At 68.9% G+C, this 18,667-nt stretch carries 17 protein-coding genes; 6 read left to right on the top strand and 11 right to left on the bottom strand.

Annotation, left to right across the window (positions count from 1 at the left end; translation table 11 throughout):
- Positions 1 to 137: 137 nt before the first annotated feature.
- Positions 138 to 1,865 (top strand): NAD-dependent malic enzyme, encoded by a 1,728-nt coding sequence (locus tag MPLG2_RS00690; RefSeq protein WP_105184488.1) that lies wholly within the window; start codon positions 138 to 140, stop codon positions 1,863 to 1,865.
- Positions 1,866 to 1,903: 38 nt separating this feature from the next.
- Entirely contained in the window at positions 1,904 to 2,869 is a 966-nt protein-coding gene (locus MPLG2_RS00685; RefSeq protein ID WP_158680750.1) for a hypothetical protein, read from the top strand.
- Between the two features lie 184 nt (positions 2,870 to 3,053).
- Here MPLG2_RS00685 and MPLG2_RS18860 read toward each other — a convergent pair whose 3' ends face one another.
- A complete protein-coding gene (locus tag MPLG2_RS18860) occupies positions 3,054 to 3,593 on the bottom strand; it encodes an MGMT family protein (RefSeq protein ID WP_105184486.1) in 540 nt (179 codons plus the stop codon).
- 42 nt (positions 3,594 to 3,635) lie between these two features.
- Between MPLG2_RS18860 and MPLG2_RS00675 the strand changes: the two genes are divergently transcribed.
- Positions 3,636 to 3,950 carry a Dabb family protein gene (locus MPLG2_RS00675; RefSeq protein ID WP_105184485.1) on the top strand — a complete coding sequence of 105 codons (315 nt, stop codon included), beginning with the start codon at positions 3,636 to 3,638 and terminating at the stop codon, positions 3,948 to 3,950.
- Positions 3,951 to 4,025: 75 nt separating this feature from the next.
- Here MPLG2_RS00675 and MPLG2_RS00670 read toward each other — a convergent pair whose 3' ends face one another.
- The 5 genes from MPLG2_RS00670 to MPLG2_RS00650 all read right to left on the bottom strand — a co-directional run bounded on the left by MPLG2_RS00670 (position 4,026) and on the right by MPLG2_RS00650 (position 10,317).
- Complete coding sequence (locus tag MPLG2_RS00670) at positions 4,026 to 4,865, bottom strand: hypothetical protein (RefSeq protein WP_105184484.1); 840 nt, start codon at positions 4,863 to 4,865, stop codon at positions 4,026 to 4,028.
- Between the two features lie 142 nt (positions 4,866 to 5,007).
- Positions 5,008 to 5,928: a PfkB family carbohydrate kinase gene (locus tag MPLG2_RS00665; RefSeq protein ID WP_105184483.1), complete on the bottom strand. Its 921-nt coding sequence runs from the start codon at positions 5,926 to 5,928 to the stop codon at positions 5,008 to 5,010.
- 11 nt (positions 5,929 to 5,939) lie between these two features.
- Positions 5,940 to 7,334, bottom strand: a complete 1,395-nt coding sequence (locus tag MPLG2_RS00660) for a sugar porter family MFS transporter (RefSeq protein ID WP_105184482.1) — start codon at positions 7,332 to 7,334, stop codon at positions 5,940 to 5,942.
- A 228-nt stretch (positions 7,335 to 7,562) separates the two neighbouring features.
- The gene (fdhD, locus tag MPLG2_RS00655) at positions 7,563 to 8,396 is read right to left on the bottom strand and encodes a formate dehydrogenase accessory sulfurtransferase FdhD (protein ID WP_105184481.1); all 834 of its coding nucleotides are present in this window, start codon (positions 8,394 to 8,396) and stop codon (positions 7,563 to 7,565) included.
- Between the two features lie 550 nt (positions 8,397 to 8,946).
- Positions 8,947 to 10,317, bottom strand: a complete 1,371-nt coding sequence (locus MPLG2_RS00650; protein ID WP_105184480.1) for a protealysin inhibitor emfourin — start codon at positions 10,315 to 10,317, stop codon at positions 8,947 to 8,949.
- Positions 10,318 to 11,045: 728 nt separating this feature from the next.
- Here MPLG2_RS00650 and MPLG2_RS00645 point away from each other — a divergent pair.
- A complete protein-coding gene (locus MPLG2_RS00645; protein WP_197710022.1) occupies positions 11,046 to 11,417 on the top strand; it encodes a hypothetical protein in 372 nt (123 codons plus the stop codon).
- A gap of 10 nt (positions 11,418 to 11,427) precedes the next feature.
- On the opposite strand, the gene MPLG2_RS00640 is transcribed toward MPLG2_RS00645, so the two are convergent.
- The 4 genes from MPLG2_RS00640 to dnaK form a co-directional block, all read right to left on the bottom strand.
- Positions 11,428 to 11,916, bottom strand: a complete 489-nt coding sequence (locus MPLG2_RS00640) for a heat shock protein transcriptional repressor HspR (RefSeq protein WP_105184479.1) — start codon at positions 11,914 to 11,916, stop codon at positions 11,428 to 11,430.
- A gap of 5 nt (positions 11,917 to 11,921) precedes the next feature.
- A complete protein-coding gene (gene dnaJ / locus MPLG2_RS00635) occupies positions 11,922 to 13,076 on the bottom strand; it encodes a molecular chaperone DnaJ (RefSeq protein WP_105184478.1) in 1,155 nt (384 codons plus the stop codon).
- A 56-nt stretch (positions 13,077 to 13,132) separates the two neighbouring features.
- Positions 13,133 to 13,612, bottom strand: a complete 480-nt coding sequence (locus tag MPLG2_RS00630) for a nucleotide exchange factor GrpE (protein WP_408632070.1) — start codon at positions 13,610 to 13,612, stop codon at positions 13,133 to 13,135.
- 138 nt (positions 13,613 to 13,750) lie between these two features.
- Positions 13,751 to 15,607 (bottom strand): molecular chaperone DnaK, encoded by a 1,857-nt coding sequence (dnaK, locus tag MPLG2_RS00625; protein ID WP_105184476.1) that lies wholly within the window; start codon positions 15,605 to 15,607, stop codon positions 13,751 to 13,753.
- A 230-nt stretch (positions 15,608 to 15,837) separates the two neighbouring features.
- Between dnaK and MPLG2_RS00620 the strand changes: the two genes are divergently transcribed.
- Positions 15,838 to 16,911: a hypothetical protein gene (locus MPLG2_RS00620; protein ID WP_105184475.1), complete on the top strand. Its 1,074-nt coding sequence runs from the start codon at positions 15,838 to 15,840 to the stop codon at positions 16,909 to 16,911.
- Here MPLG2_RS00620 and MPLG2_RS00615 read toward each other — a convergent pair.
- Positions 16,869 to 17,816, bottom strand: coding sequence for a hypothetical protein (locus MPLG2_RS00615; RefSeq protein WP_105184474.1), 948 nt, complete (start codon positions 17,814 to 17,816; stop codon positions 16,869 to 16,871). The two genes, MPLG2_RS00620 and MPLG2_RS00615, sit on opposite strands and share 43 nt — an antisense overlap.
- Positions 17,817 to 17,892: 76 nt before the next feature.
- On the opposite strand from MPLG2_RS00615, the gene ddaH reads away from it, so the two are divergent.
- On the top strand, positions 17,893 to 18,663 hold the full coding sequence (ddaH, locus tag MPLG2_RS00610) for a dimethylargininase (protein WP_105184473.1): 771 nt from the start codon (positions 17,893 to 17,895) through the stop codon (positions 18,661 to 18,663).
- The last annotated feature ends 4 nt before the right edge of the window (positions 18,664 to 18,667 follow it).

Raw genomic sequence — 18,667 nt, 5'->3', positions numbered from 1 at the left:
CCGGATCAAGAACGGTCCCACTTCTTGCCCACCTCGGCCGGCTGCGCAGACGCGCCGCGAGGCCCTGGGCGCCCTGGCGATCGTGCACCGTGGTGCCGCCGTCGATAGGCTCAACAGGCAACCGACGAAGGGCGATCATGCGCGCACCCGATTTCTACCTCGACACCACAGACAGCCGTGACGTGGTGCTGAAGGTGGCGACCCGCGGCCGGCAGATTCTGCGCAACCCCATCGCCAACCGGGGCACGGCGTTCACCCTTGCGGAACGCGAATTGCTCGACCTGTCGGGGTTGCTGCCGAGCCGGGTGATCACCATCGAAGAGCAGTTGCGCCGCACCTACGCGCAGTACAGCCGCTCGCCGTCCCCGCTGGCGAAGTTCATCTACCTGGCGCAGTTGCGCGACCGCAACGAGGTGCTGTTCTACCGGCTGCTGAGCGAGAACATCGAAGAGTTGCTGCCGATCATCTACACCCCCACCATCGGCGAGGCCATCGAGCGGTTCAGCCACGAGTACGTGGGCACCCGCGGGTTGTTTCTGTCGATCGACCGGCCCGATCTGATCGAACAGTCGCTGCGCAATTACGTGCCCGACCCCGACGAGATCGACCTGGTGGTGGTGACCGACTCCGAGGGCATTCTGGGCATCGGCGATCAGGGCATCGGCGGCATTCAGATCGCCAACGGCAAGCTCAGCGTCTACACCGCGGCGGCCGGCATTCACCCGCGGCGCGCCATTCCGATCGTGCTCGACGTGGGCACCGACAACCTGGGCCTGCTGAACAGCGACCTCTACCTCGGCGAACAGCACGCCCGGGTTCGCGGCGAGGCCTACGACGACTTCATCGACGCCTTCGTGATCGCGATCACCCGGCAGTTCCCCAACGCGATGCTGCACTGGGAAGACTTCGGCGCCGGCAACGCGCACCGCATTCTGCAGCGCTACGCCGACTCGATCTGCACATTCAACGACGACATTCAGGGCACCGCCGCGGTGGTGCTGGCCGCGGTGCTGGCGGCTGTGCGGTTGACCGGGGTGCCGATGTCGCAGCACCGGGTGCTGATCTACGGCGCAGGAACGGCGGGGGTCGGCATCGCCGACATCATTCGCGAGGCGATGGCGCACGACGGCCTACCGGCCGAGCAGTCCTACGACCAGTTCTACGCGTTCAACAGCCGCGGGCTGATCGTGGACGACAGCGCGGGCATTCGCGACTTTCAGCGGCCGTACGCGCGCAGCCGGGCGGAGGTGGACGAGTGGGACGTCGCGAACCCTGCGCGGATCAGCCTGGTCGAAACGGTGCGGGCGGCGAAGCCGACCATTCTGATCGGCACCTCGGCCCAGCCGGGCACCTTCACCGCCGAGGTCGTGCAGGCGATGGCCGAGGGCTGCGAGCGGCCGATCATCATGCCGCTCTCGAACCCGACCAGCCGCTCGGAGGCCCACCCCAACGACCTGCTCGAATGGACCGACGGGCATGCCCTGATCGCCACTGGCAGCCCCTACGGCACCATTCGGCACGGCGAGGTGTACCACACCATCGCACAGGCGAACAACGCCTTGATCTTCCCCGGGCTCGGCCTCGGGGTATCGGTGGTGCGTGCCACCCGGGTGAGCAACGAGATGATCTACGCTGCGGCGGCCGCGCTGGCCGGCCTGGTCAACGAATACCGGCCGGGGGCGTCGCTGCTGCCGTCCATGAACGACCTGCGGCTGGTGTCGGCCACGGTGGCGATGGCGGTGGCCAAGACCGCCGAAGAGCAGGGGCTGGCCCGAACGCCGCTGAACAACCCGATCAACGACATCTACCAGCGCATGTGGAAGCCGGAATACCCGCGCCTCGAGGTGGTCAACCGCGACGAGTGAGTCGGGAAGCGCCCGGCGAACTGCCGGAACCTGCGACGATGTCGACGATCATCGCCGACCTGCGCCGGCACCGCGGGGCGGCGCCGCGGCGGGCGCTGAGCCGGTCGGCGCTGTTGTCGGGTCTGCAGTTCGATGCGGTCTGGCTCGAGCGCGACGATCCGCGTCCGGACGCGGTACTGATGCTGTCGACCGGCCAGTACCTGGACGGCGGCGTGCAGGGACGGCTGGTCGATTTCCTGACCGGCGGCGGGCGCCTGCTGTTGCTCGGTCGGGTGCCGTGCTTCGACCTGACCGGGGCGCCCTGCACCGTGCTGGCGGACGCGTTGGGCGTGCGGGGGCTCGACTTCGTGACCGAGCAGCGGCAGTACTTTCCCACCGTGACCGCCCACGACTGGGCGGCGCCCTGGCCGCAGACCCGGGTGGGCTGCCCGGAGCACCTCGACCCCGGCGCCGGCACCGTGCTGCTGACCGATCACGACGGCGTGCCGTGCGGTGTGGAGGTGTCGGCGGGCTCGGGCCGCGTGGTGCTGTTCGCCGCTGAACTGCCCAGCAACCTGCACCTGTTCGGACGGGCGTTCGCCCGGCTGGGCGCCACGGCGCGGCTGTCGCTGACCAGTTCGGTGCCGGGCGTGTTCGGCCTGACCAGTGCCGACGAGTCCGGCCAGCGGCTGGTGCACCTGCTGAACATCACCGGCCACCGACCCCAGGTGCGGGTGGGTTGGCGCGGCGCGGAGCCGCGGGCCCTGACGCTGCCGGCGCGCACGGGGGTGATGCTGCCGCTCGGCCTGGTCACCGGCCTGGGGGTGATCGACATGGCGGACGCCGAACTGGTCGAGGTGAGTTCCGAGCGGCTGGTGTTCGGGCCGGGGTTGGCGGGCGAGGCGTCCGAGATTCGGTTGCGCGGGGCGCGTCCGTCGGTCGAGGGTGGCGTGCTGAGCGGGGCGGACGACAGCTGGCTGATTCGGGGCGCCGGACCCGTCACGATCGGTCGGTCAGAGCCCTGACCACCGCTGGCCGAGCCTGGCGTCCCGTCAGCGCGGCAGGCCGGGATCTCTGGTGCGGCGCGCGAGTGGTGAGATCGCGGATCAAGTCCCCGATGACGAGGGTGTGCTCGTTCGGCCTCGGCGACAGCGGGTCGAAACACGTAGCCAGAGGTCTCGACAAGCGCGACCAGCGATCGCAGCCGCCTCAGGCTGCGCCTCGCCGGCTCCAGCCCCAGCCGAGGCGGTCGAGTTCATCCGCGAGCAGCCCAATCGCCTTCGGCCCCACGCCGTGCAGGCCCAGCAACTCGGCTTGCGAATGCTCGATCACCCGTTCCAGGCAGGTCACCCCGATGATTGCCAGCGCGTCGGTCGCCGGGCGTCCGATCAGTGGCAGCGGCGTGGACGAGCGCGCCAACAGCTCGGCCAGCGCCTGCCGATAGGCGTGATCCAGGGCGACCTGATCGGCGCGGTAGTCAGCAATGCGGCAGCCCAGCCCGTTGGGTTTGACCGTGATGCCCTCGGCATCCCAGTGCGGGCGGAAGTGGTCGAGCAGCTTGCCGCCCGGATCGCCGTCTGCCCCCACCACCCGCCAGTACGGCACGTCGCGGGAGTACAGCCGCATGATGGTGCCGACCCTGCGTGGCCCGCAGCCGACGATGCGCGCGATGTCGCCGTACGCGGCCACCCGTCCGGGCGGAATCTGCTCCACCGCCAGCAGCGCGCGATCGACCAGAAAGTCGTCCATCGGGTCACCGTAGTACCAGGGCCGGCCGATAGATTGACGCCCATGATCAAGCACATCGTGGCGTGGAACTTCGCCGACGAAGCAGAAGGTGCCGACAAGGCGACCAACGTGGCGCTGGCGGCCAAGGCGCTGCGCGAACTGCCCGATAAGGTGCCCGGCATTCTCGAGTTCGAAGTGATCACCCCGCAGGACGGGCTCGACACCAGCTTCGATCTGGCCCTGTACTCGGTGTTCACCGACGCCGACGCGCTGAGCGGGTACGCGGTGCACCCCGCCCACCTGCCGGTGGTGGCGCTGATCAAAGCCCGGGTCACCGGACGCTCCGTGATCGACTACGACCCCGCCGAGTCGGCCTGAGCACCGGTTCTCGGCAGCGAGGTCTCAACAGCCCGCTCGACCGACGGTCCTGGTCTCGACACGCTCGACGAGTTGTCAGCCGACCGCCCGCGCCGCCTCGGCGAGCGCCCGCTCGGTCTGCTGGACGGCGGTGCGCGCGTCATGCACGTCGTCCGCGGCCTGCGTGGCTGCCTGACGGGCCTTGTCCTCGGCCTGCTCGGCCCGGCGCAACTCGGCGCGCAGGTCGGCCACCTCTTGGCTGGCCCGGTCGAGCACGGCCGTGGCTTCGTCGGCCGTCGCCTGAACCCGGTCGAGTGCCGTCCGCGCCTCCAGCAGCCGATCGGTGGCCTCGGCCAGCGCCTGCTGCGCCAACCCGGCCTTCTGCGCCTCGGCGTCCGCATCGTCGGACGAAGGGGCGCCGGCTGCCGGGGGTGCTGTGGCCGGCGCGGGCGCGGCGAGCGGCATCGTGAAGCCGAAACCCGAGTACACCTGCGCCTTGACCACCCGCGCGCTCAGCACCTCAGTCAGCACACTCGCGTCGGCCACCGCAGCCGACAGGGTGCCCTGCACCTCGAGCCGCACGGCCTCGGTGGCGACGTAGCCCCGCTCGGCGCCGGCGGCGACGGCTCGGCGGGTCAGGTCGTCCACCAGCTTCTGCCGTTCGGCGCCGACTGCGCGCAGGGCGACCAGGTCGACGCTCTGATGGGCCTTCGCCAACCGACCGGCCAGCGCGGTGAGGCTCTCCCCCGCCGCCCGGTCGTCGCGCAACAGATTCACCAACCAGGCCGATCGGGTGGGCTTCTTGAGCGCCGCGATCGCGGTGGCCAGCGGACGATCCTTGGCCGCCCGCGCCTGCTGGACCAGCCGGGTGCGGGTCGGCACGAACTCGTCGGGATCCACCCCGTACAGTTCGTCGGCCGCGGTCTCCAGATCCATGCGCACAGCCTGCCCGGTGCGACCTCGCAAGGCCACCCGCCGTCACTGCACGGTTGTCCCACCCTTTCGCCGTACCCGGCGAAAGTGGCGGGATCTCCGTCCAATGGTGCGACCGGACGACCTGGAGCGCGCTGATCAGGCGCTACAACTCGTCTCTGGTCGGCGCGTACGCCCCGGCCTTGCTGACCGTGGTGGCCGAGGTGCTGATCGCCCGGTCGATGGCGGGCATCACGTCCACCAGACGCGCGTGCCGCAGAGCCTCACGCGCTTCGGCGCCACCCAGGTAGTCGGCGTCGAGCAGGCCCGAGATCAGGCCGGCCATGAACGAGTCGCCGGCCCCGACGGTGTCGATCACGCTCACAGTGCGGGGCTCCACCTCGATGATGGCATCGTCGGTCGAGACGGCCACGTACGCGCCGTCACCGCCCCGGGTCACCACCGCAAGGGCCGGGCCCAGGTTGAGCCAGTGCCGCATCACGTCGGCCACTGACCGGTCGGGGTAGAGCCACTCGATGTCTTCGTCGCTCGACTTGATCACGTCACACAGCGCGATGATCTCTTCGACCCGCCCGATCACGGCCCCCGGGTTGCCCATCAGGGTCGGCCGGGCGTTGGGGTCATAGCTGATCGTCGCGACGTCGACGTTGTCGCGCAGCGCCTTGACGACCTGCGAACCGCCCGGTTCGAGGGTCGCCCCGATGCTGCCGGTGTGCACGTGGCCCGAGCTGCCCGCAGCGGGCAGTTCGGGCAGCAGCCACGACAGGTCGAACTGGTAGGTGGCCTTGCCGGCGGCGTCGATGTCGGCGTTGGCCACCGACGTGCGCGGCGCCCGGTCTGCACCTGCGGCGACCTTCACCCCGGCGTCACGGCACGCCTGGGCGATGCGTTCGCCGCGCTCGTCTTTGGCGAACCAGGCCGCGAGTGTGACGTCGTGTTCGAGCCGGCCGAGGCCGAAAGCGACGTTGGCGGGGCTGCCTCCGACGTGCTCGTTGATCTCGCCGTTGGCGTGGACGACGTCGACCAGCGCCTCGCCGAGCACCAGCACCGGACTCTGTTTGGCCATGCGCGCTCCCGTCAGTGCATGACGGGAGTGGAGGGCCCACCCACATCATTGGGATCGTGGACGAGACCGAGCTTATGCTCCATCTCTTCCAGCGGCACACCCTTCGTCTCAGGCATGACCTTGATCACCCAGATCAGCTGGGCCACCATGCAGACGGCGAAGATGCCGAACGCCACGCCACTGCCCAACAGGGCGATCACAGCGGGGAACGCCGTCGAAGTGATCCAGGCGAACACCCAGTGGGTGAGCGACCCGAGGGCCTGGCCACGACCCCGAATGCGGTTGGGGAAGATCTCTGAGATGAACACCCAGATCACCGCGCCCTGACCGAACGCGTGGGCCGCGATGAACACCATCAGGCCGGCCAGCACCAGCCAGCTGGACGTCGCGTCGTAGTGACCGGCGTAGTAGAACATCACCCACGACAGGAAGCCCAGGCTGATGATGTAGCCGATCGACCCCACCAACATCAGCTTGCGCCGGCCGATCTTGTCGATCACGGTGAGGGCGGCCATGGTGGCCACCAGGTTCATGGCGCCGACGCCGACGCTCATCAGGAAGGCGGTGTTCGTGGCCGCACCGGCCTGCCGCATCACCTCGGGGGCGTAGTACAGCACCGCGTTGATGCCCGAGAGCTGGTTGAACATGGCGATCGTGAAGGCCAACAGAATCACCTTGGTGTGACCACGAGTGAAGAACGGCACATTGGGCGCGTTCTCGGCGGCATTCAGGGCGGAGTGAATGTCGTGGATCACCTGATCGGCCTCGGCGTCGGTGGTGGCCAGACGTCGGGCCACCTCTTCGCCCTCGGCGTCGCGTCCCACACTCATCAGCCAGCGCGGGGTCTCGGGCACGGTGAACAGCAGGGCCAGGAAGATCGCGGCCGGAAGGGCCATGACGCCGAACATCCAGCGCCACGCGACATCTGCCGACATGGTGCTCACGATGATGTAGTTCGACAGGTAGGCCAGCAGAATGCCGAAGACGATGTTGAACTGCACCAGGCCCACCAGCCGGCCACGGACGGCGGGCGGCGAGACCTCGGCGGTGTAGATCGGGGCGCATACCGAGGCGGCACCCACCCCGATGCCGCCCAGGAAGCGAAAGATGTCGAAGGCCACCAGATTGCTGGTGAGCGCGGTGCCGAGAGCACCGATCACGTACAGAATGCCGATGGCGAAAAGGGTGGGCTTGCGGCCGAACTTGTCGGCGGGCTTACCCGCGATCAGGGCGCCGAGAATGGTACCGAGCAGGGCGATACCCACGGTCCAGCCGAGTCCGGCGTCGTCGAGGTGGAAGACCTCTTTGAGGCTTTCGGTCGTCCCTGAGATGACGGCGGTGTCGAATCCGAAGATCAAACCACCCAGGGAGGCGACAATCGCAGAGCGAATGACTAGGGGTTTCATGTGCCCGAACGTAGACCCATTCGGCGCATCACGTCATCGGCATGACGCAAATTGTGCCGAATAGTTGATGGGGTGGTGCATTGTTTTACGCCTTCTTATGTTGATCGGTGCGGCATCAAAAGCGTTCTCACTGCGCGATCACGTTGCTTCCATTGACTTCTTTCACGAATACGTGGCATGCCAAATTTCGGTGATCCATCACCTATCTGCGCGTGCGGTCGCGCCCGATCAAACGGTTTGCACGCGTCGGTGGTGGGCGTACACGTTGAGCGATTCGCCCCTCACGAAACCCACCACCGTCAGCCCCAGTCGCCGCCCCGTCTCGACTGCGAGCGAGCTGGGCGCCGACACCGCCGAGATGATCGGAACGCCGGCCAGGTACGCCTTCTGCACCAGCTCGAACGACAGCCGTCCGCTCACCTGCAGCACGGTGCCGGTCAGCGGCAGGCGGCCCGCCAGCAGGGCCCAGCCGATCACCTTGTCGACCGCGTTGTGCCGCCCGACGTCTTCGCGGACGACCAGCGGGGTGCCGTCGGCGGCGAACAGGCCGGCGGCGTGCACCCCGCCGGTGGACTCGAACGTGCGCTGCTGGGCCCGCAACGCCTCGGGCAGCGAGCCGAGCAGCTCCGCGGTGACGGCGGTGTCGTCGGCGGCGAGTTCGTAGCGGCCGTGGCGGCTGAGCGAATCGATCGAGTCGGCCCCGCACACCCCGCACGCGCTGGTGGTGTAGGTGTCGCGCGGCGTGGGGGCTGCGCACCCCGGCGCCAGAGTGAAGTCGAGCACGTTGTAGGTGTTGACCGGCGTGCCGGTGTCGTCGTCGAGCACCGAACCCGCGCAGTACTGGGCCCGCACCACATCGGTGGCTTCGGCGATCACCCCCTCGGCATGCAACCAACCGTGCGCCAGTTCGATGTCCTGGCCCGGTGTGCGCATGGTGACCGCATGGGCCAGCCCACCCAGTCGCAGTTCGAGCGGCTGTTCGACGGCCAGCCGATCAGGACGGCGGGCGGCGACGCCGTGCTCGAAGCGCAGCACCTGCACCGGCTGCGTGACGCGACCCATCAGCGGCCATCGATCGATCGGGCGGTTTCGCGGGGCTGCTGCATGGGCCCAGTATCGTCGGCGCGGGTGAAGCAGGTCGAGCGGGGGCGAGCCGTCGGTCGAGCTTGTCGAGACCGCACCTGAGAGATTCCGGCGTTCGCCGGAATGACGGGGACGTAAGTCGAGACCGCGTTGGTCGAGCTCGTCGAGACCACCGCAGGTCGAGCCTGTCGAGACCCGGCCTGTGAGATCCCGGCGTCCGCCGGGATGACGAAAGAGCCGGTCACGGGTGGTGATGCCGGCGTCCGGGCCAACTCAGCGGCGGAGCCTGCGAAGCCGGTGAGGCTGACCCGGGCGGGACGGGCTGCAGTGCCACTCCGCGGCAAGAGACTCATCCAGAACGGGCTCGAAAAGCAGGCCCTCGACCAACGGGAAGGGTCTCGACAGGCTCGACCAACGGGAAGGGTCTCGACAGGCTCGACCAACGGGAAGGGTCTCGACGAGCTAGACCAACGGGATGGGTCTCGACGAGCTAGACCAACGGGATGGGTCTCGACGAGCTGGCCGTGGCCTACTGATCGCCTTGGTGCAGGGTGCGCTTGAACAGGTTGCGCTGCGACTCGCTGAGTTGCTGCTCGGGCACGGTCACGTCGACCGACAGCGCCTCGCAGGCCACTCGGTAGCAGAAGCCGTCCACAGCCGGGTTGCCGCCGCTGAGCGACTGCAGGGTGTCGGAGGTGAGCAGCTTGCTCCACCGCTTGGCGTCTTTGGCCGGCAACTCGTCGAGCGTGGTGCGACGCTCTTTGACCAGCCCTGCCAGGCCACCGGTGCGGCGCAGGAGCAACTCGGCGTCGGCGCCGGCTGGGGGCTCGGACGGCGCCGCGTCGACCTGTGCGTCGAGTTGCACTCCGACCGTGACCCACCCGTCGCGCACCGCGTCGTGCTGCGCGCTGTCGCTACCGAACCTGGCCGCAGCCGCCGCCACCGTCAAGCGGGCGAAGGTGGCGAAGTCGGTGCGGGCGGTGATGTCGGCACCGGTCAGAACGTCGAACCAGATCTGGCCCGCCGCCGTCCATGCCTGGCCGCCGATGGCGCGTGCCGCCAGCGCGAACGCCCGGTTGGGAATGCCGGAGTTGATGTGCACGCCGCCGTTGTCGTCGCTGGTGGTGACGAAGTCGCTCATGTGGTCGGGCTGCGGGTCCTTGCCCAGGCGCGGGTCGTCGTAGGCGGTGCCGGGCGAGATCATGCTGCGAATGGCGACGCCTGCGACACCGGGCAGCAGCAGATCTGCGCCCACCAGCCAGTCGGCCGTAGTGGCGTCTTGGCCGAGGCTGTGCTGCTTGACCAGCACCCCGAAGACGTCCGAGACGTGCTCGTTGAGGGCACCGGGTTGGCCCTGGTAGATCAGGCCGGCCGTGCTCTCGGTGACCCCGTGGGTGAGTTCGTGGCCGATCACCTCGAGGCTGGCGGTGAACCGGCCGAAGATCTCGCCGTCACCGTCGCCGAACACCATGCGCTCACCGTTCCAGAACGCGTTGTCGTAGCCCTTGTCGTAATGCACCGTGCCGGCCAGTGTCATGCCCGCGCCGTCGATGGAGTTGCGGCCATAGACGTCGTGAAACAGGGCCCACGTGGCGCCGAAGCCGTCGTAGGCCTCGTCGGCGGCGGCGTCGCCGGTGGCCGCCTCGCCCTCGCGCCGCACCACGGTGCCGGGCAATCGCCTGGCGTTCTTGGCAGTGCTGATCTCGCGGTTCGGTGCGGCGGCAACAGTGATGGCCGTGGGGCGGAAGGTCGCTTGCGCAGCAACGGCGCGCCGATCTGACCGAAACGTCTGGTCGACCCGCAGCGTCGACTCGGCGCGAGCCGCCACAGAATCGTCGGCCGACTCGGCCAGGTGCCGCAATAAGTAGGGCGGAATGATGGTGTGCCGGGGGTGTGTCATGACGCAAGCATGCCCGCCGGCTCCGACAGTTCCGAGCGCTGCGTGGACGAAGTCGTTGCACCGCTCCGGTGGGTGGGTGCCGCCGTCCCCGCTGATTCATCGGCCGGACGATCCCGCATGCACTCGTCTGCACCCCGGTGAGGGTTTGCGATCTCGAGATCGCGGCACGATTTCGGGCCGGCCACGTGATGGCGTGTTGCAGGGCGAAAGCGTGCAGCGCGGCTGAAAGTCTGCAGCGATCTCGAGATCGCCGACCAGCGGCAGGGGTGCGGACGGCCGGGGTGGCGCGAGATCGGAACCGTCCCCAACTCACGCCACAGGGGTGCGGCCAGGGTGGCGCGAGATCGGAACCGTCCCCAACTCACGCCAACTGTGCGCAGGAAGCCGGGATCTCTGGTGGACGAGGGTGGGCCGCGTGCGGTCCCTCGGGCCTCATGGTTGCGTCGTGAGATTCCCGCGTTCGCCGCAATGTCGAGTGGTGGGCGCAAGTAGGCATTGGCCCCAGCACCGCACGGCCCAGTCAGTCACGCCACCGGCTGACGCTCGACGGCGGTATCAGCCGATGCCCCGACGACCTCTTTCAGACATCAACGCCGAGGACGGGGTGCTGGCGGTAGGGGTGATCGTGGAGTGGCACATCGCTCCCGACCTGCCGGCCCGGTCCGGCCGGCGCGGGGTACCTCACCAAGCGTGAGACGATTGTCTCACCGACGAGAGGACACCTCACCGTGATCACCAGACTCACCCTGGCCATCGGCGCGCTGCTCACGCTGACCGGCGTGGTCGCCTACGCAGCCACGCACGCGGGCAGCCTCACCGCCCTGATTCCCAGCGCAGTGGGGGTGTTGTTGCTGGTGGCCGGATGGTTGGCCCGCGACGAGCGCATGCGCAGGCACGCCATTCACGGTGCGCTGGCCGTCGCCCTGCTGGGCGTGCTGGGTTCGGTGATGAACACCCTCAAGCTGGGCGAGGTGTTCGACGGCACCGCCGAACGACCGGGCGCCATCATCGCCAGTGCCGTCATGTGCGTGCTGCTGGTGGCCTACCTGGTTGTGGGCGTGCGGTCGTTCGTCGCCGCGCGCCGCACCCGCCAGGCCTGATCAGCCAGGCTCAGAGGGCTTTGGAAACCGGCGGCACGTCACGCCGCGCCAGATCGCGGGCGGTGCTCGCCCGACTGGGCAGGGCCAGAGCCGGACGGCGCGCCGCGCTGCGACCCAGGTGCACGTCACCGGCGGCCGCAGCAGTGAAGATGCGTGCGGCCGGCACCTCGTGCTGCAGGGCCGTGAGCAGGTCGGCCACGCGGGAGAGCTGGGCGCGCACGGCGTCCAACTCGTTCTCGAGCGCCAGAATGCGCCGAATGCCCTCGAGGTTGATGCCCTCGTTCTGCGACAGGTGCTGAATGTGCCGCAGGGTGGCGATGTCGCGCAGCGAGTAACGGCGGCCACGGCCGCGGGCCCGCTTGGGCACCACCAGACCCAGCCGGTCGTAGCCGCGCAGGGTCTGGGGGTGCATGTCGGCCAACTGCGCGGCCACCGAGATCACGAACACGGGCGCGTCCGAATCGATGCGCTGGGGCAGAAAACCGGTCGGCTCGGTCATGGCGCTCACGCGTACAGCGACGAGCGCGGGTCGGCGTCACCGAGCGCAGCGGCGAAGCTCTCGAGCGCTTCCTTGGCGGTGTCGTTGAGCTGGTTGGGCACCTGCACCTCGACGGTGACCAGCAGGTCGCCGGTGCTGCCGTCGTTCTTGTGCACGCCCCGGCCGCGCACCCGGAAGGTGCGTCCGTTGGGGGTGCCCGGGCCGAGCTTCAGGGTGACCCGCTGGCCGTTCAGGGTGGGTACCGACACCTCGGCGCCCAAGGCGGCCTCGGTGAAGGTGACCGGCACGGTCAGGGTGAGGTTGTCGCCCTTGCGGCCGAACAGCTTGTGCGGCCGCACGTGCACGAGCACGTACAGGTCGCCCGGGGCACCACCGTTCTCGCCGGCGCCGCCCTTGCCCTTGATGCGAATGCGCTGCCCGTCGGTGACCCCGGCGGGAATGCGCACCTGCATCGACCGGGTCGAGCGGCCGCGGCCGGAGCCGCCGCACACCGGGCAGGGCTCTTCGACGATCAATCCGCGACCGCGGCAGTCGTGGCACGGTTCGCTGACCGCGAAGACACCGCCTGAGGTCGAGGTTTCCATGCCGCTGCCCTGACAGGTGGGGCACACCCGCGGCAGCGTGCCCGATTTGGCGCCGGTGCCCGAACAGGCCCCGCACGCCTCGTCCGACACCGTCTGCATGGTGACCGTGACCCCTTCGACGGCGTCGGTGAAGTCGATCGTCGCCTCGCCTTCGATGTCTTGGCCACGGCGCGGGCCGCGCTGGGTGGTGGTGCGCCGGGTGGACGTGCCGCCGAACAGGTTGCCGAACAGGTCGCTGATGTTGCCGCTCGCCGCGCCGGCGCCGGAGCCGCCGGCGTTGCGGAACAGGTCTTCCATTGACGGCCCCTGGCCACCGCCGGGAAAGCGGAAGCCGCCGCCGCCGAACAGGCTGCGGGCCTCGTCGTACTCCTTGCGCTTGGCGGGGTCGGACAGTACCGAGTTGGCCTCGCTGATGTCTTTGAACCGCTGCTCGGCCTTGGGGTCGTTCTGGTTCTGGTCGGGGTGGTTCTCACGGGCCAGCTTGCGGAACGCCTTCTTGATCTCGTCGGGCTTGGCGTCTTTCGACACGCCGAGAACCTTGTAGAAGTCCTTCTCGATCCAGTCTTTGGTACTCATTCAGACGCCTCCTTTCAGGTGCCGTCGATCGTAGTTGTGGCGAGCGCGGCCAGCGCTCATTCGGGTTCGGCTACGCCGACCCGGGCCGGGCGCAGCACCCGGTCGTTGAGGCGGACGCCCTTCTGCATGACCGCCGACACGGTGGTGACCTCGACGCCGGGCATCGGCACGTGCATGAGGGCCTCGTGCACGTTGGGGTCGAACGGGTCGCCGACCTCGCCGTACACGCTCAGCCCGTACTTGGCGCCGACCTTTTCGATCTCGTCGGCGACCAGCTTGAAACCGCCGGTCAACTCGTCGTGCTCGCGCGCACCTTCGATGCTGTCGAGCACCGGCAGCAGGTCGAGTACCACCGCCTCGATGCCGCCCTGCCGGGCCAGCGCACGGTCGCGGTCGACACGCTTCTTGTAGTTGGCGTACTCGGCGTGCAGCCGCTGCAGGTCGGCGGTGCGCTCGGCAGCCAGCTCTTCGAGTTCGCTGATCTTGGCCGAGACGATCGAATCGTTGAAGCCCTCGGGGGTGGTGGCGTCGGCCAGGGTGGACTCCTCGACCAGGCCCTCGGCCTCATCGGGGGTCACGGGGTGGTCAGCGGGTAGCTGCTCCTCGTTCGTCACAGGTTCTCCTTCGCAGAACCGGGCCCGTGGGCGTCTCACCCACGGGCCGGAACACGTGCGTCACTTCTTGTCGTTGTCTTCATCTTCGACGATTTCGGCGTCGACGACATCGTCATCGGACGCCTCGGACGTCGGCGCGTCGCCCTGAGGGGCGGACTCGGCCTGCTGCTGCTTGGCCTGGGCGGCGGCGTACATGGCCTGGCCCATGGCCGAGGCCTTGGTGTTCAGGTCGTCCATGGCGCTCTTGACCGCGTCGTTGTCGTCGCCGGCCAGGGCTTCTTTCAGCGTGGCCAGCGCCTCTTCGACGGGGGTCTTCACGTCGTCGGTGATGTTCTCGGCGTTGTCGGCGATCAGCTTCTCGGTACGGAACGCCAGGGCGTCCGCCTCGTTGCGCATCTCGACGGCCTCGCGCCGCTTGCGGTCTTCTTCGGCGTGGCTCTCGGCATCTTTGACCATGCGGTCGATGTCGTCCTTGCCCAGCGCCGAGCCGCCGGTGACGGTCATCGACTGTTCCTTGCCGGTGGCCAGGTCTTTGGCGTGCACGTGCACGATGCCGTTGGCGTCGATGTCGAAGGCGACCTCGATCTGCGGCACGTTGCGCGGCGCCGGCATCAGGCCGGTGAGCTCGAAGTTGCCCAGCGACTTGTTGTCGCGGGCGAAGTCGCGCTCGCCCTGGTAGACCTGAATCATCACCGACGGCTGGTTGTCTTCGGCCGTGGTGAACACCTCCGACCGCTTGGTCGGAATGGTGGTGTTGCGCTCGATGATCTTGGTCATCACGCCGCCCTTGGTCTCGATGCCGAGGCTCAGCGGGGTGACGTCGAGCAGCAGCACGTCCTTCACCTCGCCCTTCAGCACGCCGGCCTGCAGGGCCGCGCCCAGGGCCACGACCTCGTCGGGGTTGACGCTCTTGTTGGGCTCTTTGCCACCGGTGAGCTCTTTGACCAGGTCGGCCACGGCGGGCATGCGGGTCGAGCCGCCCACCAGAATCACCTGGTCGATCTTGTCGACGTTGGTGTTGGCGTCTTTGATCACCGAGTTGAACGGGCCGAGGCAGCGGTCGAGCAGGTCGGCGGTCATGCGCTGGAACTCGGCGCGGGTGAGCTTCTCGTCCAGGTGCAGCGGGCCCTCGGCGCTGGCCGTGATGTAGGGCAGGTTGATCGTGGTCTCTTGGGTCGAGCTCAGCTCGATCTTGGCGCGCTCGGCGGCCTCTTGCAGGCGCTGGCGAGCCATCTTGTCTTTGCTCAGGTCGACGCCGTGGGCGTTCTTGAACTGCTTCACCAGCCAGTCGACGATGCGCTGGTCCCAGTCGTCGCCGCCCAGGCGGTTGTCGCCCTTGGTGGCCTTGACCTCGAACACGCCGTCGGCGATGTCGAGCAGCGAGACGTCGAAGGTGCCGCCGCCGAGGTCGAACACGAGCACGGTCTGCTCGTCTTTGGCCTTGTCGAGGCCGTAGGCCAGGGCGGCCGCGGTGGGCTCGTTGATGATGCGGTCGACGGTCAGGCCGGCGATCTCACCGGCCTCTTTGGTGGCCTGGCGCTCAGCGTCGGAGAAGTACGCGGGCACGGTGATCACGGCGTTGGTGACCGACTCGCCCAGGTAGGCCTCGGCGTCACGCTTCAGCTTCTGCAGAATGCGGGCGCTGATCTCTTGCGCGGTGTACTTCTTACCGTCGATGTCGACGCTCCAGCCGGTGCCCATGTGGCGCTTGACGGAGCGGATCGTGCGGTCGACGTTGGTGACGGCCTGGCGCTTGGCGACCTCGCCGACCAGAACTTCGCCGCTCTTGGTGAAAGCCACCACCGACGGCGTCGTGCGCGAGCCTTCGGCGTTGGGAATGACAGTGGGTTCGCCGCCCTCGAGAACGGCGATGACAGAGTTGGTGGTGCCGAGGTCGATGCCTACTGCACGAGCCATGCTTGTTCCTCCAGTGAGTAGTGGTTCTCTACCGGCTCCCGCCGGCTACGTTGTTGAGCCTAACACGCTCAACTCGAAAAGTTGAGTGCATCAGACTCAACTACTGAACTGGGCCGAATATTCCTCTGGCGCACCCCTGTCAGGACGCTCTGCCCAGACGCGGCGACGTGCGGCTCGGGTGGCACGCGTGCGACATTGGTTCACGACTGCGTCGGAGCGAAGGAGGACTTGTGGCCACGGATCGTCCGGACGGCGACGACGACACCGGCTGGCTGTTCGACCCGCAGAGCGACACCGACGCGGGCCTGCGGTACGAGGGCGAAGCGAGCCACCAACCAGGCCCGGGTGCACCCGGCGGAGCGACTGCCCAGCCGGCAAGCCCCGGCACGCCACTGACGCCGGGCCGTCCCCCTTCACCACCGGACGACCCGACGGGGGCCGCCACCGCACCGTTCACACCGTCGTGGGCGGCGGATCCTGCGCCGGCAGCTTCGGCGCAGCCGGCGTCACCGACCGAACCGCGCCGGGGGTCGAGCCCGGCGAACGACACCCAGGGCCGCAAGCCGGCGACAGCGGGCGGCGGCACCGGCCAGGCGATCGCGCTGGGCGCGCTGGTGGGCGTCGTCGCGCTGGTGCTGGCGTGGTTCTTCGTGTTTCGCTTCCCTTCGCCCGAGGCGACCCGGGCGACGCCGGTGCGCACCACCGGGGCGAGCGTCGAGGCGTCGACCACGCCGACCCCGACGCGCACCCGCAGTTCGGCGTCCGCGACACCGACCACAGCCAGTCCGACGCCCACACCGACGCCGACCCCCACCGCCACACCGACCCCCACCGCATCGGCGTCGCCGACGAGCACGCTCAACGATGCGAGCAACCGGCTGGGCTGGACCTTTCTGATCGACGGGCTCGGCCCGGTCACCCTCGGCCTGAACGCCGAGCAGGCCGTCGAACTGGGCGTGCTGCAGGCAGCCCCCACCGCCTGCGACGCCTACTCGCCCACCGACCTGCTCGGCGACACCCGGGTGTATTCGGCCGGCGGCACGGTGGTGGCCATCGACATTCGCAGCGCCGCGTTCGGCAGCGCTCGCGGGGTGCGGGTCGGCACCACCTTGGCCGACGTGAAGGCGACCTACGGCTCAGCGCTCAAGCGCGTCACGATGAACGACGGCGGCACGAAGGTGAGCCAATGGGCGTTGACCACCGGTGACCGCTACATCGCCTACGTGGTGACGGGCGATGCGGTGACACGCATCGCCATCGGCTATCGCGGCGACGGGTCGATCACGCTGCCGCCGCCCTGCTGAGCCGCGTCGCCGAGCATCGGCACGAGCTTTTCGAGCACCGGAAACGAATGCCACAGCGGGTGCCCGAAGCCCTGCACCTCGACGGTGATGCCGGCGTCGTCGGGAGCGGCTGCGGCCAGCGCCGCGAACGAGTCGGAGTGGCACAGGTCGCTGCGGTCGCCGCGCACCAGGCTGACCGCCACCGAGCCGTCCAGGGGTAGGTCGCCGGGCAGGTGGGGCCGGCCCAGCACGTGGGCGATGGCCACCAGATCGGCGGGGCCGTAGCGCACCCAGGGCTCGCGCAGCTGCCGGCGACGAGCCCGCATCACCCAGTCGTGCGGGTGGTTGGTGGCATAGCTGGCCGGCTGCCGCAGCACGTCCGCCAGGTTGTGCAACTCGAGCCTGAACAGGTTGCGCGGCATGGTGGCCACCGGCTCGACCAACGAAACCGACCGCACGGCGGTGTCTCGCCCCCAGCGGCTGAGCGCGGCGACACCCAGCGAACACCCGGTGGAGTACCCGAGCACGTCGATCGTGGAGGGCAGCGCCAGCCCGAGTGAGGCCAGCGCCGCCTCTTGGTAGTCGACCATCAGGTTCGCCCAGGCCTGCACGTCGCCCTTCAGCATCTGCTTGCGCACCCTGGACGGCAGCGGGTCGCCGTAGTGGCTCATGCCGGGAATCTCGACCAGCAGCACCGGCTCGTCGAAGGCGGTGGCGAGCATGCGGCATTTCGCGGCCTCCCACGGGCCGAGCGGGGTGTTGAAGCCGGGAAAGTACACCAGCAGCCGGTCGCTGGGCTCGCCCACGAGCAGCGCCTGCAACGGCGGCTGGTCAGGGTCGATGCGGGCCACGAACTGCAGCAGCCGGCCGCTCGGTTCGGGTATCTCGTGCGCCGTGTCAACACTCAACCGCACCCACTCGCGCATGTGCCGATCGTAGACGCCCGGCGTCCGCGGCGTGGGTTTCGCGCACCTGGACGGCCGGACCCGTCAGACTAAGGGCGTGCTTCAGCAACGTGCCCTGGTTCGGCGCCCCTCGGCAAGGCTGGCCGAAGGCCTGCTCACCCATCTCGAACGACAGCCGGTGGACGTGCCTTGGGCCGTCGAGCAGTGGAACGACTACCGGCAGGTGTTGCACGACCACGGCTGGGAGACCATCGAGGTGCCGGCGGCCGACGAATGCCCCGACGGCGTGTTCATCGAAGACACCATGGTGGTCTACGGCGACATGGCGGTGATCAGCCGACCCGGAGCGGTCGAGCGGCGGCTGGAGCTACCGGGCGCCGAGGTGGCCGTTCGGGCGCTGGGGTATCGGCTGGCGCGCATCACCGAGCCCGGGACGCTGGACGGCGGCGACGTGCTGAAGCACGGCAACACCGTGTGGGTGGGCGTGGGTGGCCGAACCAACGCGGCCGGCGTCGAACAGCTCGCCGACCTGCTGCGCCCGCTCGGCGCCGAGGTGGTGCCGGTGCCGGTCGAGAAGGTGCTGCACCTGAAGTCGGCCGTCACCGCGCTGCCCGACGGGGCGGTGCTGTTTCACCCCGGCACCATCGACGACCCCTCGGTGTTCCCCAGCGTGCTCGAGGTGCCCGAACCCGAGGGCGCGCACGTGGTGCTGCTCAACGGCAACCGGCTGTTGATCGCTGCCTCCGCGCCACGCACCGCCGAACTGCTGTCGCAGCGCGGGTACGACGTGAGCAGCGTCGACATCAGCGAGTTCGAGAAGCTCGAAGGTTGCGTCACCTGCCTGTCGGTGCGGTTGCGCGGCGTCTGACACC

This window comes from Micropruina glycogenica, assembly GCF_900289045.1.
Taxonomy (GTDB): Bacteria; Actinomycetota; Actinomycetes; order Propionibacteriales; family Propionibacteriaceae; genus Micropruina; species Micropruina glycogenica.
Note: the sequence above shows the minus strand (reverse complement) of the source record. Positions and strands in the feature narration are given on the sequence as shown.

What these genes read in the sequence shown, in the direction of transcription:
- MPLG2_RS00690 (WP_105184488.1), top strand. Translation starts at nt 138, where the DNA reads ATGCGCGCACCCGATTTCTACCTCGACACCACAGACAGCCGTGACGTG.
- MPLG2_RS00685 (WP_158680750.1), top strand. Translation starts at nt 1,904, where the DNA reads ATGTCGACGATCATCGCCGACCTGCGCCGGCACCGCGGGGCGGCGCCG.
- MPLG2_RS18860 (WP_105184486.1), bottom strand. Translation starts at nt 3,593, where the DNA reads ATGGACGACTTTCTGGTCGATCGCGCGCTGCTGGCGGTGGAGCAGATT.
- MPLG2_RS00675 (WP_105184485.1), top strand. Translation starts at nt 3,636, where the DNA reads ATGATCAAGCACATCGTGGCGTGGAACTTCGCCGACGAAGCAGAAGGT.
- MPLG2_RS00670 (WP_105184484.1), bottom strand. Translation starts at nt 4,865, where the DNA reads ATGGATCTGGAGACCGCGGCCGACGAACTGTACGGGGTGGATCCCGAC.
- MPLG2_RS00665 (WP_105184483.1), bottom strand. Translation starts at nt 5,928, where the DNA reads ATGGCCAAACAGAGTCCGGTGCTGGTGCTCGGCGAGGCGCTGGTCGAC.
- MPLG2_RS00660 (WP_105184482.1), bottom strand. Translation starts at nt 7,334, where the DNA reads ATGAAACCCCTAGTCATTCGCTCTGCGATTGTCGCCTCCCTGGGTGGT.
- fdhD (WP_105184481.1), bottom strand. Translation starts at nt 8,396, where the DNA reads ATGGGTCGCGTCACGCAGCCGGTGCAGGTGCTGCGCTTCGAGCACGGC.
- MPLG2_RS00650 (WP_105184480.1), bottom strand. Translation starts at nt 10,317, where the DNA reads ATGACACACCCCCGGCACACCATCATTCCGCCCTACTTATTGCGGCAC.
- MPLG2_RS00640 (WP_105184479.1), bottom strand. Translation starts at nt 11,916, where the DNA reads ATGACCGAGCCGACCGGTTTTCTGCCCCAGCGCATCGATTCGGACGCG.
- dnaJ (WP_105184478.1), bottom strand. Translation starts at nt 13,076, where the DNA reads ATGAGTACCAAAGACTGGATCGAGAAGGACTTCTACAAGGTTCTCGGC.
- dnaK (WP_105184476.1), bottom strand. Translation starts at nt 15,607, where the DNA reads ATGGCTCGTGCAGTAGGCATCGACCTCGGCACCACCAACTCTGTCATC.
- MPLG2_RS00615 (WP_105184474.1), bottom strand. Translation starts at nt 17,816, where the DNA reads ATGCGCGAGTGGGTGCGGTTGAGTGTTGACACGGCGCACGAGATACCC.